Source organism: Nocardia macrotermitis, from assembly GCF_009604405.1.
Taxonomy (GTDB): domain Bacteria; phylum Actinomycetota; class Actinomycetes; order Mycobacteriales; family Mycobacteriaceae; genus Nocardia; species Nocardia macrotermitis.
The window spans coordinates 12651-29513 of record NZ_WEGK01000025.1; the positions used below are offsets into that span (position 1 = coordinate 12651).

The window sequence follows — 16863 nt, forward strand, 5'->3', positions numbered from 1 at the left end:
TTCGCAGCGGCCGGGCCCGCGTCAGTCGCGGGTCCGGTTGCGGCGCCACGCCTTGTTGAGGCGGATGCGCAGATTGTCCAGGGGGACTTCGTTTCCGGCCGCGCTGCGGATCTGCACGCGGACCGGTTCGCTCGTATCGTTCTCGACCCGCTCCAGCGGCGGGGTGCCGCCCTGTAGGTACTGATCGCCCCACTGCCACAGGGCCAGCACGACCGGGATCGCGTCGCGGCCCATCTCGGTGAGTACGTATTCGTTGCGGGTGCGTTTGCCCTCCTCGCGGTAGGGCTGTTTGCGCAGCAGGCCCGCGTCGGTGAGTTTGCGCAGGGCCGCGGCCGCGGCGGCGTCGGTGATGCCGACGCGTTCGGCGAATCCGTCGAATCGTGTTGTGCCGTAGAGAGATTCGCGCAGGATCAGGATCGCCGAGCGGGTACCGATGAGGTCCAGCGCCTTGACGATCGAACATCCCTCCGGTTTCCAGGAACGGAGATCACGTAGCGGTCCTTCGAGCACAGCGGGCATGACGCACATCATACAACTCTGACTTGTGGAGAGTATGGCCAGCTCCTACTCTGACTATAGTAAGACTTAGTTGGACCGCAGTGTCGCGGCACGTCTGTCGCGGCAGGCCGGAAGGACAGAGCCATGAGAGACGCAGTGATCGTCGAGGCCGTACGCACCCCGATCGGCAAGGGGAAGGCGACCGGCGCGTTGCACGGGGTGCATCCGGTGGACCTGCTCGCGCACAGCCTGCGCGAGGTGGTCGGGCGCAGCGGCATCGATCCGGTGCTGATCGACGACGTCATCGGCGGGGTGGTCACCCAGGTCGGCGAGCAGTCCGTCAACATCACCCGGCGGGCCGCGCTGGCCGCCGGATATCCCGAATCGGTGCCCGCCACGACCGTGGACCGGCAGTGCGGGAGCAGCCAGCAGGCCATCCACTTCGCCGCGCAGGGCGTGATCTCCGGCGCGTACGACGTGGTGGTGGCGGCCGGGCTGGAATCGATGAGCCGGGTGCCGATGGGGGCGAGCGTGGTCGGGGCCACCGATATCGGCGGGGTCGCGTTCAACGAGCGTTATCCGGAAGGGCTTGTGCCGCAGGGGATCAGCGCGGAGTTGATCGCGTCACGATGGCAGATCGGGCGGACGGCGATGGACGAGTTCTCGCTCGCCAGTCACGAGAAGGCCGCCGCGGCAACCAAGAACGGGTCCTTCGCCTCGGAACTCGTTCCGCTGGAAGGATTGTCGGCCGATGAGGGGATTCGACTCGGCAGCACGGTCGAGACGCTCGGCGCGCTGCGTCCGGCGTTCCACAGCCCCGACCACGCCGCCCGATTCCCGGAGATCGGCTGGAACATCACCGCCGCCAACGCAAGTCAGATCAACGACGGCAGCGCCGCGGTACTCATCATGACCAGTGAGAAGGCCGCCCAACTCGGCCTGACCCCGCTGGCCCGTCTGCACAGCTTCGCCGTCGCGGGCGACGATCCGCTGCTGATGCTCACGGCCGTCATCCCGGCGACGCGGAAGGTATTGCAGCGCAGCGGCTTACAGCTCTCCGACATCGACCTGTTCGAAGTCAACGAAGCCTTCGCCGCAGTGGTCCTGGCCTGGGCCGCCGACACCGGCGCGGACCTGGGCCGCGTCAACGTCAACGGCGGCGCGATCGCCCTCGGCCACCCCCTCGGCGCGTCCGGAGCCCGCCTGGCCACGACCCTCGTCCACGCCCTCCGCGAACGCGGAGCCCGCTTCGGCCTGCAAACCATGTGCGAGGCAGGCGGCCTGGCCAACGCCATGATCCTGGAAGCACTCTGAGTAAATAACGCTCCCGGCCTGGACATACCGGGCCGGGAGCGATCTACTCGGCCTGATCCTGAGCTTCACCGACATGGTCCTCGATGATCAGGTTCGCCCGATCCAGATCGTCGTCACCGAGATCGAGCTCGGCAAACAGCTCACGGACTTCTTCATACGACGGCCAATCGTGGTGGCCGAAGTCATCCGCCATTGTTACCCTTTCCCCGTCATCTCACCGAAGCGAGCGACGGCGCGCTGGCCGATCTCGCGCAATGCGGCGTTGACGGTGTCGGATGATGTTGTGGTGCCGAGGATTTCGGCTGCGGCGGCCAGTGCCTGTTCGTCGATGTCGATGATGGTTTCAACCATCGCCATCGCATGATCTTCGCAGGATTAGGCTGTGCCGGGTGAACCTGAGCAGCGGGGCGGATCGAAGGGCAGTGGACTGTGGGTGAGTTGATCGATCCGGAGGCCGCGTATGTGTATGCGATTCCGATGCGGAATCGGTTTCGGGGGATCACGGTGCGGGAGGGGATGGTGTTCGAGGGGGCGTTGGGGTGGGGGGAGTTCTGTGCGTTTCCCGAGTACGGGGATCGGGAAGCGGCGGGGTGGTTGGCGACTGCTGTCGAGCAGGTGACGGTGGGGTGGCCGGAGCCGGTGCGGGATCGGATCGCGGTAAATTGCACAGTGCCGGCGGTGGATTCGGAGCGGGCGTATGCGTTGGTGGCGAAGTCCGGGTGTCGGACGGCGAAGGTGAAGGTGGCCGATCATCCCGGGTCGCTGGGTGAGGATCTGGAGCGGGTGGCGGCCGTGCGGGACGCGCTCGGGCCGGAAGGAGCGATCCGGGTCGATGCCAACGCGCTGTGGGACGTCGACACCGCGGTCGATCACCTCACGCGAATCGACAGGGCCGCAGGCGGTTTGGAGTACGCCGAGCAGCCGTGCCGGACCATCGAGGAGTTGGCGGAGGTGCGGCGGCGGGTGGACGTCCGGATCGCCGCGGACGAATCCATCCGCCGGGCCGAGGATCCGCTGCGCGTCGCGGTGGCGGGGGCCGCGGATATCGCCGTGCTGAAATGCACCCCGCTGGGCGGGGTTCGGCGCGCGATGCGGGTGGCCGCGGCGGCGGGACTGCGGTGCGTGGTCTCCTCTGCACTGGAGACCAGCGTCGGCCTGGCCGCGCAACTGGCCCTCGCTGGCGCCCTGCCCGACCTCGAATTCGCCTGCGGCCTGGGCACAGTGACCCTCTTCGACGGTGACACGGTCACCGATTCACTGCGCCCGGTCGACGGATATCTGCCCGTCCCGCGCACCCCGCCGACCCCGGATCCCGAACTGCTGCAACGCTTCCGGCATCCGGACCCCGAACGCGCCCGCTGGTGGCGCGAGCGGCTGGCCCGGGTGCAGCGGCTGCTCCCCGTCGACTGAGCCGTAATCCGGACGCGCCGCTCGATCTCAGGTGAAAACACCCGTGGCCGTGGGCAACCTACGCCTGGATGACCTCGATCTTCGACAGCGCGTTCAGCGAATCGCAGCTGGCCCAGGACTGGTTCTGCCCGTACTGCGCCGGACCGTACTTCCAGTAGACGAACGGCACCGGCCACGCGATGCAGGTGAGCTTCACCTGATGCCAGGTCGGCAGCTCACAGTTGGACATCCCGCCGGTGTTGAACACGTTGTACAGATGACAGTTGGCCTGCCACACCGGTACATCGGCCTGTGCCGTGCCACCACCGACCAGGGCAGTGGCCGCGGCCGCGGTGGCAACGACGGCACCGGCAGCGAATCGCCTCACAGAAAACATTCCGAACCTCCCGAATAGGTGATACCCGACACATCGTTCAGAGGTAGCCGCAATGTTACTGATCGTCGAACATCACGGTTCAACACCGACCCGAATTCGATCATCAATAATGGTCACACCGATTTCGCCACACGCTCCCGACAACGAATCGAAGCGATCCGATCAGTTGCGAGCAATGTCTTCCGGAACGTTTCGCCGCTTTCGTATTCCGCAGGAAGACCTTCAGCCGAACCGCACCCCGCAGTCCAGCAGCGTGGTGCGCAGCAGTAGCGCGGCCTCGGGGCCGATGACGCCGTCGACCAGTTCGAGATACCGCGAGCAGAACTCCGGCCCGTGCGCCGCGACCTCGGCCTCCGGCTCACCGAGATGATGCGCGATCTCGTGCAGGATTACGAATTCCCGTAGCGCCCAATCACTTCCGGCATTGTGCAGCGGAATCGCCAGCACCGCGCCCGCCGCCTCGTAATGCGCGGCCCCCGCACCCGCCCGGGCCCGCACCCGCACCGGCTCCCCCGACCGAACCCATTGCGCGCGCACCCAATTCAGCCCAAGCACTCGATCCACATAGCTCTGCACCGACTCGACCGACGCGAACCGCCGCTCCACCGGCAACGTCAGCTGCGATCCGTACAACTCCACGGTCCGCCCGCCACCCGCATCGGCCCGATCGAACATCCGCCGCACCAGCCCCTCGGCGTCGTACACCCGCCCCCGCTGCCCATCCCGCACACTCACCGCGACACCTCCGCGCCCACCCACCACATCCGCGCGCCAGGCAACGCATCGCCACACAGCGAATCCGGCGGCCGGACCGCCGTATCCGGAGCCCGCCCCGTCACGAATTCCTCGCAGGCATCGCCATCACGCGACAGCGCCGGGATCCGGGCCGCCGACCGCGCACCGCGCCTTCGCTCGGCCGACAACAGCCGACGCCGCGACCACGCCCATCCACGGCGAGATCCGCGACGAACATCGGCACATGTGGGCCGCGCCCCACTACTCGACGGCTCACGAGTCGAGTTGTCCACGGGCCGCACCGAGTTCGGGGGAGGAACCCAGGCGGGCGGCCCGGCCCGCGCGGTCACCGGCTCGGCGGGCTCCCGGGGAATAGCCGGCGGAAGCCTGAGGGCCTCGCCAGGTGCCGCGGGCTTCGGAGTTCCGGGTGTAGTAGCTGGTCAGTTCGAGTTCCTTGTCGCGCAGGGCGATCGCGGTGCCGGGGGTCGCGGCGGCATCGGCCTGTATCTCGGCTTCCACGTCGGCCTTCACCGCGGCCAGGCGGCGACCGACGCGGGCGGCGAAGGCCATCTGGAAATTCAGGCGGGCGGTCACGGCGGCGACGGGGGCGCGGACCTGGCGCTGCACCTTGCGGCCATAGCGTTTCTCGATGACGATCTTCTCCACCGTCGCCGAGCGGTACTGCCCGGACTTGATGTACGAATCCGACGCCCGCACCATCTGCACCAGCAGGCTCGCGTACAGCGCCTCGCACGCGGCGATATCGGAATCGAACCCGTACGCGTACACCTGCGTCGAAGTCCGAGCGACATCGCAGCGCACATCGTTCGCGGCGGCGATCGCGACGAACAACTGCACATACGTGCGCAATCCGCGTTTACCCGCCTCGCCGATCGCGATGACCCGCTGCACCGGCGTCGACCGGCGCTCGCGGCCCGTCACGTGCGCACGCGCCACCGCCAGATCGATCGACGAACGCGTCGCCAGGCGCTGTGCGGCGGCGAGGAAGGCTTCGGCCTCGTGCTCGTTGTCGGTGGACTCCGCCTGACGCAGCAGTCCGCCGATACGTGTGAGCAACTTGTCCTGAGTCGGCTGAGTCGGCATCGCAGCCCAGAATATCCAGAACCGACCGACACGACCGGCCGCCGACGATGTATCTTGCCTTGTGCAACAGGCTGAGTGTGCCGGCGCTCACGGTTACGCGTCGCTACCGCTCGGCTCCCCGTGCACGCCAAGGCGGCTGTGACTCGTCTCGACCCTGGAGTATCGATGGCATTGAACAAGGTGAGGTCACGACGCTCGTCCCGGACCTCCCGCGCCGCACTGGCCGCCGCCTCGGCGGCGCTGCTCACCGCGACCCTCGCGACCGGATGTTCGAGCAGCACCGGCACCAACCCGGCCACACAGGACCTCGACGGTCGCGGCCCGATCACCTTCGTCGAAGGTAAGGACACCTCCGAGACCGGTGCGGTGAAACAGCTCATCGACCGCTGGAACGCCGCGCACCCGACCGAGAAGGTCACCTTCAAGGAGCAGTCCAACGACGCCTCCCAGCAGCACGACGACATGGCCCAACACCTGCAGGCCAAACAGTCGGACTACGACGTGATGGCGCTGGACGTCACCTGGACCGCGGAATTCGCGGCCAAGGGCTGGTTGCAGCCGCTGAAGGACACCTTCGCGCTGGACACCTCCACGCTGCTGTCCCCGACCGTCGCCAGCGCCACCTACAAGGGCAACCTGTACGCCGCGCCGCTGAACACCAACGGTGGCCTGCTGTACTACCGCAAGGACCTGGTGCCCAACGCGCCCAAGACCTGGACCGAGATGCTCGGTGACTGCGCCGTCGCCAAACAGCACAATCTCGGTTGCTACGCAGGGCAATTCGCGCCCTACGAGGGTCTGACCGTGAACACCGCCGAGGTGATCAACGCGTACGGCGGCACCTTCGTCGGCCCGGACGGCAAGACCCCGACCATCGACTCCCCGCAGGCCCGCGCCGGTCTGCAGGTGCTCACCGACGCCTACCAGAAGGGCGACATCCCCAAGGAGGCCATCTCCTTCGAGGAGCCCGAGAGCCAGAATGCCTTCGCCCAGGGCAAACTGCTGTTCCTGCGCACCTGGCCGAACTTCTACGGTGTGGCACAGGCGGATTCGTCCGCGGTGAAGGGTGAGGTCGGCGTCGCCGCACTGCCCGGCAAGGACGGCATCGGCGCGTCCACGCTCGGTGGTTACAACGCCGGTATCAGCGCGTACTCCAAGCACAAGGCCACCGCGCTGGACTTCCTGCGCTTCCTGATCAGCGAGGACGCCCAGCACATCGTCGCCGAGGGCGCGTACCCGCCGGTGCGGGCCTCGCTGTACGACGATCCGGCGCTGATCGCGAAGTTCCCGTACCTGCCGACGCTGAAGGATTCCATCGCCAGCGCCGTGCCGCGGCCGGTGACCCCGTTCTATCCGGCGGTGTCCAAGGCCATCCAGGACAACGCCTATGCTGCGATCACCGGCAAGAAGACGGTCGACGCCGCGATCACCGGTATGCAGAAGGGTATCGAGGCCGCCGGTTCCTGACCGCGAAAGCGCCTGTGCCGAGCCGAGTCCCGTAGGAGAGAAGTAACGTGTCGGATCCTTCGGGAACGTCGGAGTACCCGCCTGTGGATGAGCCGGTCGACGAGGTCGTGGACGGACCGGTCGACGAGATCGTCGGCGATGCGGCGGGCGGTGTCGCGACCGTGGTCACCGCCCGGCCCCCGCGCCGGAAGTCCTCGATCGCCCGCGCCCTGCCCGACACCGGGCGCGCCTGGATATTCGTGGCCCCGGTGCTGGTGGCCCTGGCCGTGGTCATCGGGTATCCGGTGGTGCGGGCGGTGAGCATGTCCTTCCAGAAGGACTCCGGGCTCGATCCCGCGACGGGCATGTTCGTCAACGGCGGCAGCGCCGGATTCAGCAACTACACGCACTGGCTGTTGCAGCAGTGCGCATTGCCCGCGGGCGGGACCGAAGCCTGCCCGACCGGCAACCTCGGCTCGCAGTTCTGGGCCGCGATCCTGGTGACCCTGCTGTTCACCGTCATCACCGTGACGCTCGAGGCGGTCATCGGGCTCGGGATGGCGACGGTGATGGGCAAGACCTTCAAGGGACGGGCACTGCTGCGGGCGGCGGTGCTGATCCCCTGGGCCATCCCGACCGCGGTCACCGCGCGGCTGTGGGAATTCATGTTCCAGTACGACGGCGTGGTGAATCGTGTTCTCGGAACACACATTCTGTGGCAGACCGACCCGCTGTGGTCACGGTTCGCGGTGATCATCGCCGACGTGTGGAAGACGACGCCGTTCATGGCGTTGCTGATTCTCGCCGGGCTGCAAGTGATTCCGGCCGACGTGTACGAGGCGGCGCGAGTGGATGGGGCGTCGGCGTGGCAGCGGTTCACGCACATCACGCTGCCGCTGCTCAAACCCGCTCTGCTGGTGGCGATCCTGTTCCGCACCATGGACGCGCTGCGGCTCTACGATCTGCCCGCGATCATGACGCAGGGCAACGCCAACACCCGGACGCTGTCGATCCTGGTGGTCGATCAGGTGCGGCAGGGGGCCAACAGCGCCTCGGCACTGTCGGTGATCACCTTCCTGCTGATCTTCGCGGTCGCGTTCGTGCTGGTGAAGGTGTTGGGCGCGAACGCGGTCGCGACACAGGAAGAACAGCGGAGGGCGCACTGATGAGCGACACCGGATTCGCCGATGCCGTCGCCGTGCCGGAAACCTCCGGCACGGTTCGGGCACGGATGCCGTTGAGCCGCCGATTGCGTTCCGCGAGTACGTATATCGGCGCGCTGATCATTCTGGTGTGGGGGCTGGGGCCGTTCTACTGGATGGCCGTCACCGCGTTCCGCGATCCGGCGTACACGTTCGACAACACGCCGTGGCCGTCGCATCTGACGACGCAGAACTTCAAGAACGCCTTCGACACCAGTCGCGGCAACAACTTCGGGCGGGCGCTGACCAACAGCGTCGTCATCGGCGCGGCCACCACGGTGATCGCGCTGCTGATCGGCATGATGGCCGCATACGCGTTGGCGCGCATCACTTTCCGGGGTAAGACGCTGGTCGCCGGGCTGGTGCTGAGCGCGTCGATGTTCCCGGTGGTGGTGCTGGTGACGCCGCTGTTCCAGCTGTTCACCGATATCGGCTGGCTCGGCCACTACCAGGCGATGATCATCCCGAACATCTCCTTCGTCCTGCCGATGACGGTGTACGTGCTGGCGTCGTTCTTCGCCGAATTGCCCTGGGAGCTCGAAGAAGCCGCGCGCATCGACGGCGCGTCCCGCCTCCAGGCGTTCCGCCTCGTGATGCTCCCCCTGGCGGCCCCCGCCGTCTTCACCACCGCCATCCTGGCCTTCATCGCCGCCGTCAACGAATACCTGCTGTCCAGCCTGCTGTCCTCGGACGCCACCGAACCGGTCACCGTCGCCATCGCCCGCTTCTCCGGCAACGACCCCCTGGTCCAGCCCTACACGGCGATCATGGCCGCGGGCATCATCGTCACCGTCCCGCTGGTGATCATGGTCCTGCTCTTCCAGCGCCGCATCATCTCCGGCCTGACCGCGGGTGGCGTCAAGAGCTAGGACGCGCGTTCGGCGGAATCGGATACGTTCTCGGGCTACCCCGGGGTCGGTGAAGTGAACGCCGGTTCGGCGTCGATCAGAGTTCCACGTCCGCCGTCGCGACGCCGTTGACGGTCGGGCTGTCGCACGACCGCCTCGGCCGCTGTGGATCGGGATTCCGCACACGCAGTGAAGCACGCACGGTGTCGCGCGGGCTGTCGGTGTCGGGGATCGGGGCGCGGGTCTTAGGCTGGTAGGCGAATTCTGTCGTGCGGTTGTTCGATCACCTTGTTCTGGTAGGCCGAGGAGTTGATCGTGGGATCGATCCGTGTGTGGGGGCGGGGTCGGGGGCGCAGGGCCGCGCCCTATGCGTCGTTGGCAGGGTGGAACGAACTGCCGGGGCGGGTTCGGCGGCAGCATGCGGCACCGCAGCGCAGGAGCAGGCCGGAGGGGAACGAGCCCGCGCACGAGCGGCCGCGGCGGACTCGGGGGCAGCGGATCAGGCGGTTGTTGCTGGCGTTGTTCGTGATCTTCTTCGTGATTCCGGTGTTGCTGTTGGGGTTGGCGTACTGGAGTGCGCAGGTGCCCGCGCCGGATGCGGTGCAGTCCAATCAGATCGCGACGATCACGGCCGACGACGGGAACACCGTTTTGGCGAGAATCGTTCCGCCGGAAGGGAATCGGACTCCCGTGCCATTGGCGCAGGTGCCGGTCGCGGTGCGGGACGCGGTGCTCTCGGCGGAGGATCGGAACTTCTACACCAATCCCGGCTACTCGACCTCGGCGTTCGTGCGCGCGGCGCGGGACAACCTGCTCGGGCGCGACGACGCGGGCGGCGGGTCGACGATCACCCAGCAGTACGTGAAGAACGCGTTCCTGAGCTCGGAGCGCACCCTCACGCGCAAGGTGCGGGAGCTGATCATCTCGGCGAAGATGGCGCGGCAGTGGAGCAAGGACGACATCCTCGCGGCCTATCTGAACACCATCTACTACGGTCGCGGGGCGTACGGGATCGCGGCGGCGGCGCGCGCCTACTTCAACGAACCGGTGCCGGAACTGACCGTGGCGCAGGGCGCGGTGCTGGCCTCGGTGATCCGCACTCCCGCACTGCTGGATCCGGAAACGCATCTGCCGCAGCTGACCGAACGCTGGAACTACGTCCTCGACGGCATGGTCGGCATGGGCAAGTTGAGCGCGAAAGACCGTGCGGCGACGCAGTTTCCGCAGATCGCGCCGATCAGCGCGTTCACCGACGAGGCCGCGCACAATGCCAACGGGCTGATCCGCACCCAGGTGCTGGCCGAACTGCGCAATGCCGGAATCAGCCAGCAGGAGATCGACACCGGGGCGTTGCGCATCACCACCACCATCGATCCGCGTGCCCAGCAGGCGGCGTTGCGCGCGGTGCACGACACACTGGCCACGCAACCGGACCAGCTGCGCAGCGCGGTGGTGTCGGTCGACCCGCGTTCGGGTGCGGTGCGCGCCTACTACGGCGGGGACGACGGCGTCGGCTTCGACTTCGCGCAGGCGCCGTTGCAGACCGGGTCCTCGTTCAAGACGTTCGCGGTGCTGGCGGCGTTGCAGCAGGGGATCACGCTGTCGTATCCGATCAACAGCGCGCCAGTGACGGTGAACGGCGTCGCGGTGACCAATGTCGAAGGGGAATCCTGCGGAACCTGTTCGCTGGCCGAGGCTTTCAAACGGTCGCTGAACACGAGTTTCTACCGGCTCGCCGAGACGATCGGGCCGCAGGCCATCGCGGATGCCGCACATCAGGCCGGGATTCCGGAGCAGATTCCGGGCATCGCGGGACGCACCCTCAGCGAGAACGGCGGGCCGCCCGCGCTGGCGATCGTGCTGGGCGCGTATTCGGTGCGGCCGCTGGACATGGCGGTGGCGTATGCGACGGTCGCGGATTCGGGGATGTATCACACGCCGTTCATCGTGCAGCGCGTCGTGCGGGGGGACGGGCAGGTACTGCTGGACCGCGGGGTGCCCGGTAAGGATCAACTGCCCGCGCAGCAACGTTTCTCGGCGCAGGTCACCAACACCACGATCTCCGCGATGCTGCCGATCGCGGCGTATTCCAACGGTCACGCGCTGTCCGGCCGCCCGGCCGCCGCCAAGACCGGCACCACCCAGCTCGGCGACACCGGAGCCAACAAGGACGCCTGGATGGTCGGATTCACCCCGTCGCTGTCGACGGCGGTATGGGTCGGCACCGCCCGACCCCAGGCCATCCGCACCTCCGGCGGCGCGCCCATCTACGGCGCGGGCCTGCCCTCGGACATCTGGAAGCGAACCATGGACGGCGCGCTGAGCGGTACCCCGGCCGAACGTTTCCCGACCACCGCACCCAGCGAGACCGAGGGCCCGTTCATCGCCACGCCGCCGTCCACCCAGCAGTCGCACGGCCCGTTCGACATCCTCGCGCCGCCGACCACCACCGCGCCACGCCGCCGCACCCCGGTGCCCGCACCCGCTCCGGCCCCGGTCCCCGCACCGCCCGCACCGCCCCGGCAGGTCGAGATCTTCCCCGGTCTGAGCGTCCCGGTCCCCCGCTGAACACGGATGTCGCGGCACCGGAAACGTTGCCGCGACCGACTCCGTCTCACTGATCGCGACCAGGTCGAGATCATCTTCCACCGCCATGTCACAGCCCCCGACTAAGCTCGGGGAACGGAGTACGCGACGGCAACACCGCCGTCGACCGGCCCGATGTGGGTCGATCAGCCGACACGCATAGGATCACCTGAAGCAGGGACAGAACAACCCCAGGTCACCCGATTTCCCGCCCACCCCACGACACTCCGACACCCGGCAGGGGCCCGCCCGGGCCCGAGCGAGTGGAGCTTGCCGGAGCGGGAACGGAAGACCGGGTTGACAGGGCCCCACCCGCCGCAGCGGAGCGGAGGCCGGAGATACGAGATAGGGGCGACACCGGTGGATTTCAATATCGTCGAGCGCCACGAGACGCTGGTCGCGGGCACCGTCCTGCGCAGCCCGGCGCTGGCGGTCGAAGGCCCGCGCCGGCTGAAGGTGGAGGAGGCCTGGCGGCACAACCTCAAACGCGAGCTGCCGGGCCCCCCGGCGAGCGCGTACGTCGACCACGCGCCGGAGATCGGTTCGTATCTGACGCACATCGTCGGCTACCGCTGCGCGAGCCTCGACGAACTGTTACCCGGTGATGTGCTGGCACGCGTGCCGGGCGGCCGGTTCGCCCGATTCATCCGCAGCGGCGACAACCTGGGCGACACCATCGTCTCGGTGTGGCGGGCGGTGTGGGATCTGGAGACCGCGGGTGCGCTGGTGCGCGCCTACACCGGCGATTTCGAGCACTATCCGGACCAGCGCACGGTCGAGGTCTTCGTTGCGCTGGCCGACGACGACACGGGCGAGAAGTAGGGCGCGGACATGGATTTCGAGATAGTCACCCTGGGTGAGAGCCTCGTCGGCGGGCTCACCGTTCCGCTGGTCGGTCGCGAGGTGGCCGCCCGCGATCTGGACCTGGTCAATTTCACCTGGGACAGATACCTGTCCCGGGAGAAGGACGCCCAGCGCGTGGCCGCCTACGTCGGGCAGAACGATCACGCCGTCGCGGTCCTGGGCTACGAACTCACCGCCCTGGACGAACTCGACACCGGCGACGTCCTGACCCGCATCCCGGCCGGGCGCTACGCCAAATTCGTGGTCTCCGACAAACCGTACGACCTGCTGCGCACCGCCTGGGCCAAGGTCGCCAAGGCCGAGGCCGCGGGCACCATCACCCGCTCCCACAGCGCGGAGATCGAGCGTTACACGGGGCCTGCCTCGGTGGAGGTCTTCGTCTCCCTGGACTGAATCGATCCGGGGTCGGCCGAGCCGAATATTCGGCTCGGAGTCCGGTTCACAGCGCGGTGACATCTGATCCAGAGGAATGCGAACGACCCGAGCGCTGGGGTTCAGGTCCTGCCCGAAATACAGCCTCGGCGAACGAGATACACAGTCTCAGTGGTATGTGTTCGCGGCGGCTACCAGGGCGCGGCGGTTGGTGACGACGATGCGGCCGCGGCGTAGTTCGAGGATGCTGCGGTCCTCCAGTTCGCGCAGAATCTTGTTCGCGGTGACGCGGGTGGTGCCTGCCATCGAGGCTAGATCGTCCTGGGTGAGGCGGATTTCGGCGATGGGGGCGGGGCCGCCGTAGATGCGGGCGAGGTTGACCAGGCGGCGGACGACGCGGGCCTCGACGGGCAGGTAGAGGGCCTCCAGCACCATGCCCGACAGGCGGCGGACCTGTTCGACGAGGGTGTCGGTGAGCATGCGTTCGATATCGGGATAGGTCGTGCGCAACGCGGTCAGCTGGGCGCGGCTGATGCTCAGGGTTTCCGCGTTCTCGGCGGCCTCGACGGTGGCGGTGCGTTTGGCGTCGGGGCTCAGCAGGGCCAGTTCGCCGAAGGCGTCGCCGGGGCCGATGACGCTCAATGTCGCGGTGTAACCGAGCGGGGTGGCCACCCGGATCAGCAGCAGCCCGGATTTCACCAGGTGCAGGGTGTCGCCGGGATCGCCCTCGTGACACAGGATTTCGCGACGCTTGAACCTGCGGGGCGTGCACGAGGCGAGCAGCTGCCGCCGCTCACCGTCCGAAAGCCCACGCAGCAGCGCGAATTCGGTCGTCATCGCAGACCCTCCAACACGTAGCAGGTGACCGGCTCGCGCCGGCCCTTGACGCTGATCCCGCCCAGTTCCCGCACCGCCGCGCGCGGACCGAGCTGCGCGTACGTCGCGCCGCCGATCACCACCGTGCCGGGTTCGGCCACCCCCTCCAACCGGGCCGCGGTATTGGTGGTGTCACCGATCGCGGTGTAGTTGCGCATCTGCGCCGCACCGACATTGCCGACCAGCGCGGGCCCGGTGTTCACCCCGACCCGGAAGCGCGGCCAGTCCGGATGTCCCGCCGCGATCTGCCAGACCGCGTACTGCAACCCCAGCCCCGCCCGAGCCGCCCGCCACGCGTGATCCGGTTGCGCGTTGGGCGCGTTGAACACCGCCATCACCGCATCCCCGACGAACTGCACCACCGTGCCACCCTCCGCCAGGATGACCGGCACGATCGCGCCGTAATAGGTGTTCAGCATCTGCACCACCGCCGCCGGATCGGTGCGCTCGGCGAACGGCGTGAACCCCGCCAGATCCGCCATCAACACACTCACCTCCGCGATCCGCCCGCCGAGATCGGCCTGCGCGGGATCGGCGAGCAGTTCGGTCGCCACCGCCGGGGACATGTAGGAGCGGAACAGCTCGTCCAACTGCCCGTACAGCCGCGCGTTCTGCGCGAGCACCGCCAATTGCCGTTCGGTGAGCCCGAATCGACGCGACAGCCGCACCCCGACCGGTCCCAGCGGCTCCTGCGCGGACACCCCGCTCGCGGCCCGCTCCCGCAGAATGCCGACCATCTCGGTCAGCGCCCGCTCGTAATCACGCTCCAGCGAGGCCATCGTCTGTTGCAGCGTGACGCTGTCGAACAATCCGAGAGCCGAACCCTCCCTGCGGAATTGCAGATGCGTACTGACCGCGATCAGCGCGAACGCCACCACCATCAGCACATGCCATTCCCACCACGAGGTCCGCCAGCTGCGCCCGAATCCGACCGCGAGCAGCGCCTCGATCAACAGGACGAAGGTGGTGCAGATGGTGAGCAGCAGCAGCGCGCGACGTTGCACGAACCGCCACGCGTACCTGATCGCCGCACCCAGATAGCACAGCGCGCCCACCGCCGCGATGCCGACCAGCGGGCCGGAAGACTCTGTGGCGCTGGGTGTTCCGTTCAGCGGAGGCAGCCGGGTCAGCGAGATCGCCGACCACACCACGAAACTCAGCGCCGGTAGCGTCGAGAGCAGCCAGGTCTGCCGGTGCAGCCGCGCGACGGTCTCCGGCCCGTACTCGAACGCCGAGGCCAGCGCGGCGATCCCGCCGAGCGTCAATCCGATCGGCACCGCGTACACGAATCCGGCGTTCGGCGAATCCAGGATCACCCCGGGCGTCGCGACCGCGTGCAGCGCGAGGAAACCCGCGGAGAACTGGAACGTCAACGAGACCAGCATCAACCGCAGATCGCGCCGGGCCCGCGCGGCCCGGAACAGGACGATGCCCAACCCCGTCGCCAGCACCGCCGCGGCCAGCACCAGCCAGAAGTGCTGCACATGATGTTCGTAGTGGGCGTCCAGCATCGGCTGGGCGATGAGCAACCACAGCCCCAGCGCGGGCAACGACAGGGCCGTCAGCCACGTGAGCGCTCGCACTTTGAACACCCGTCGAACCTACTCATCGATCCCGCGCACGGCATCCCGCCGAGCGATCCCGCGCCTATCTGCCCAGCGGAAGCTGCTGCCACTGTTCGATCAGCTGATCGATGGTGTGGTGCTGCCAGCTCATCACGATCACGAACCGGGAGTAGGCCGAGTCGGGGAAGAACGTCCACACCGGCGGATGGGTGGTGTCGTGGCTGTAGTCGCTGCCGGTGCAGGTGACGACCAGCGGCGGCCGGGCCTGTTCGGCGTGGGGCAGCGACTGCGGACGCGGATCGCAGGCGTTGAACAACTTCGCGACCAGCCCGTTCAGTCCGAGCCTGGCATGGGCCGACCCGGCACGATCCATGATGTCGATGACCAGCGGACTCCCGTCGTCCACCTGGACCACACACGAGATGCGGGCGTAGTCGTGATCGGCGGGCTCCTCGGTGGAACCCGGATCGTTCTGCCGGCACAGCGCCCCGCGCCAGCCGGTATTGGCGTTCATCCCGCCGATGAGCCCCGGAAACGCCTGTGCCGCAGGGGCATGCCGGGTGTCCCAGCCCGACGACGCACCCGCCGGAACGACCGTGGACGCCGCGGAATCACGCGCGCCGCCGAACACGTCGGTGCCCAGGATCAGGTAGCCGAGCACCGCGAGCATCACCACCGCGGCGCCGGCCACCGGCAGCGCCCAGCGCGGCAGCTTCCGGTCCCGTCGCGAATCACGTTGCGGCTTCGGCTTTTCCACCGGTTTCGACAGCGCCGTGGTATCGCTGATCCCGGCCCGCACCCGCGCCACCTCGGCGACGAACTCACCGCAGGTGTCGAAACGATCCGCCGGATCCTTGGCCAGCGCTTTGGCGAAAACCGGGTCCAGCGTGGCCAATTCGGGCATCAGCTCACCCGGCAGCAGCGGCGGGGTGTAGACGTGCGCGTGCATCAGCGCGATCGAATTGGTCACCGGGAACGGCGGCCGCCCGGTCAGCAGCACGAACAGGCTGCACGCCAGGGAGTACTGATCGGACCGGTGATCGACCGGATCACCCGAAACCTGTTCCGGCGACACGTAAGCCGCGGTACCTGTCACCGAACCGGTCCTGGTCAGACCGGTGGTGACCTCGCGCAGCCGGGCGATACCGAAATCGGTGAGCAGCGCGCGTTCGCGGCGACCGGGTTCGGGGGCGGCGATCAGGAAGTTCGAGGGTTTCACGTCCCGGTGCAGCACACCGGCCCGATGCGCGTAGTCGAGCGCGTCGGCGATCTGCGCACCGATCCGCAACGCACGTTCCACTTCGACGTCGGCGAGTTTCCCGGCATCGGTCCCGTGCACGAATTGCATTGCGATCCAGTGGATGTCATCGGTGACACCACGATCGAAGATGGTCACGATATTGGGATGGTCCAGGGCGGCAGTGAAATCCGCCTCCCGCTCGAACCGCTGCCGGGCCTCGGGATCGGCCTTCGCCGGATCGAGCAGTTTCAGGGCCACAGCCCTGGGCAGCCGGGGATCCTGCGCCAGATAGACGATGCCCCAGCCGCCGGAACCGAGTTTGCGGTCGATGATGTAACCGGCGAACGAATCGCCGGAGTCGAGCTCGATCACCGTTACCCTCCGGTCGCGGTACCGCGCAAATATCGCGGTGATGGTTCTTTCCGAC

At 67.8% G+C, this 16863-nt stretch carries 17 protein-coding genes; 8 read left to right on the forward strand and 9 right to left on the reverse strand.

The window, feature by feature from the left end:
* Window positions 1-21 precede the first annotated feature (21 nt).
* Window positions 22-519 (reverse strand): winged helix-turn-helix transcriptional regulator, encoded by a 498-nt coding sequence (locus NRB20_RS34860; protein ID WP_153415690.1) that lies wholly within the window; start codon window positions 517-519, stop codon window positions 22-24.
* Window positions 520-642: 123 nt separating this feature from the next.
* Between NRB20_RS34860 and NRB20_RS34865 the strand changes: the two genes are divergently transcribed.
* Window positions 643-1812 carry a thiolase family protein gene (locus tag NRB20_RS34865; RefSeq protein ID WP_153415691.1) on the forward strand — a complete coding sequence of 390 codons (1170 nt, stop codon included), beginning with the start codon at window positions 643-645 and terminating at the stop codon, window positions 1810-1812.
* Window positions 1813-1855: 43 nt separating this feature from the next.
* Here the strand turns inward: NRB20_RS34865 and NRB20_RS34870 are convergent, their stop codons facing one another.
* Entirely contained in the window at window positions 1856-2005 is a 150-nt protein-coding gene (locus NRB20_RS34870; protein ID WP_153415692.1) for a hypothetical protein, read from the reverse strand.
* Between the two features lie 2 nt (window positions 2006-2007).
* Window positions 2008-2169 carry a type II toxin-antitoxin system VapB family antitoxin gene (locus NRB20_RS39720; RefSeq protein ID WP_227834172.1) on the reverse strand — a complete coding sequence of 54 codons (162 nt, stop codon included), beginning with the start codon at window positions 2167-2169 and terminating at the stop codon, window positions 2008-2010.
* Between the two features lie 72 nt (window positions 2170-2241).
* Between NRB20_RS39720 and NRB20_RS34880 the strand changes: the two genes are divergently transcribed.
* Window positions 2242-3222 carry an o-succinylbenzoate synthase gene (locus tag NRB20_RS34880; RefSeq protein ID WP_319945788.1) on the forward strand — a complete coding sequence of 327 codons (981 nt, stop codon included), beginning with the start codon at window positions 2242-2244 and terminating at the stop codon, window positions 3220-3222.
* 58 nt (window positions 3223-3280) lie between these two features.
* Here NRB20_RS34880 and NRB20_RS34885 read toward each other — a convergent pair whose 3' ends face one another.
* The 3 genes from NRB20_RS34885 to NRB20_RS34895 all read right to left on the reverse strand — a co-directional run bounded on the left by NRB20_RS34885 (window position 3281) and on the right by NRB20_RS34895 (window position 5437).
* Entirely contained in the window at window positions 3281-3598 is a 318-nt protein-coding gene (locus NRB20_RS34885) for a hypothetical protein (protein ID WP_153415693.1), read from the reverse strand.
* Window positions 3599-3820: 222 nt separating this feature from the next.
* Window positions 3821-4333 (reverse strand): TIGR04338 family metallohydrolase, encoded by a 513-nt coding sequence (locus NRB20_RS34890; protein WP_319945789.1) that lies wholly within the window; start codon window positions 4331-4333, stop codon window positions 3821-3823.
* Window positions 4334-4606: 273 nt separating this feature from the next.
* Window positions 4607-5437 carry a DUF2786 domain-containing protein gene (locus NRB20_RS34895; RefSeq protein ID WP_153415695.1) on the reverse strand — a complete coding sequence of 277 codons (831 nt, stop codon included), beginning with the start codon at window positions 5435-5437 and terminating at the stop codon, window positions 4607-4609.
* A gap of 165 nt (window positions 5438-5602) precedes the next feature.
* Between NRB20_RS34895 and NRB20_RS34900 the strand changes: the two genes are divergently transcribed.
* The 6 genes from NRB20_RS34900 (at window position 5603) to NRB20_RS34925 (ending at window position 12776) form a co-directional block, all read left to right on the forward strand.
* The gene (locus NRB20_RS34900) at window positions 5603-6904 is read left to right on the forward strand and encodes an ABC transporter substrate-binding protein (protein ID WP_153415696.1); all 1302 of its coding nucleotides are present in this window, start codon (window positions 5603-5605) and stop codon (window positions 6902-6904) included.
* A gap of 197 nt (window positions 6905-7101) precedes the next feature.
* A complete protein-coding gene (locus NRB20_RS34905; protein WP_319945804.1) occupies window positions 7102-8049 on the forward strand; it encodes a carbohydrate ABC transporter permease in 948 nt (315 codons plus the stop codon).
* A 65-nt stretch (window positions 8050-8114) separates the two neighbouring features.
* Window positions 8115-8954: a carbohydrate ABC transporter permease gene (locus NRB20_RS34910; RefSeq protein ID WP_194290120.1), complete on the forward strand. Its 840-nt coding sequence runs from the start codon at window positions 8115-8117 to the stop codon at window positions 8952-8954.
* Window positions 8955-9248: 294 nt separating this feature from the next.
* Window positions 9249-11501 (forward strand): transglycosylase domain-containing protein, encoded by a 2253-nt coding sequence (locus NRB20_RS34915; protein WP_406603917.1) that lies wholly within the window; start codon window positions 9249-9251, stop codon window positions 11499-11501.
* Between the two features lie 378 nt (window positions 11502-11879).
* Window positions 11880-12341 (forward strand): GyrI-like domain-containing protein, encoded by a 462-nt coding sequence (locus NRB20_RS34920; protein ID WP_319945790.1) that lies wholly within the window; start codon window positions 11880-11882, stop codon window positions 12339-12341.
* A gap of 9 nt (window positions 12342-12350) precedes the next feature.
* On the forward strand, window positions 12351-12776 hold the full coding sequence (locus NRB20_RS34925) for a GyrI-like domain-containing protein (RefSeq protein ID WP_153415698.1): 426 nt from the start codon (window positions 12351-12353) through the stop codon (window positions 12774-12776).
* A 147-nt stretch (window positions 12777-12923) separates the two neighbouring features.
* Here NRB20_RS34925 and NRB20_RS34930 read toward each other — a convergent pair whose 3' ends face one another.
* The 3 genes from NRB20_RS34930 to NRB20_RS34940 are packed head-to-tail and all read right to left on the reverse strand — an operon-like array spanning window position 12924 to window position 16808.
* Window positions 12924-13592 (reverse strand): Crp/Fnr family transcriptional regulator, encoded by a 669-nt coding sequence (locus NRB20_RS34930; protein WP_153415699.1) that lies wholly within the window; start codon window positions 13590-13592, stop codon window positions 12924-12926.
* A complete protein-coding gene (locus NRB20_RS39465; protein WP_153415700.1) occupies window positions 13589-15223 on the reverse strand; it encodes an adenylate/guanylate cyclase domain-containing protein in 1635 nt (544 codons plus the stop codon). Before NRB20_RS39465 ends, NRB20_RS34930 begins: the two co-directional genes overlap by 4 nt.
* A 55-nt stretch (window positions 15224-15278) precedes the next feature.
* Window positions 15279-16808: a serine/threonine-protein kinase gene (locus NRB20_RS34940; protein WP_153415701.1), complete on the reverse strand. Its 1530-nt coding sequence runs from the start codon at window positions 16806-16808 to the stop codon at window positions 15279-15281.
* Window positions 16809-16863 lie beyond the last annotated feature (55 nt).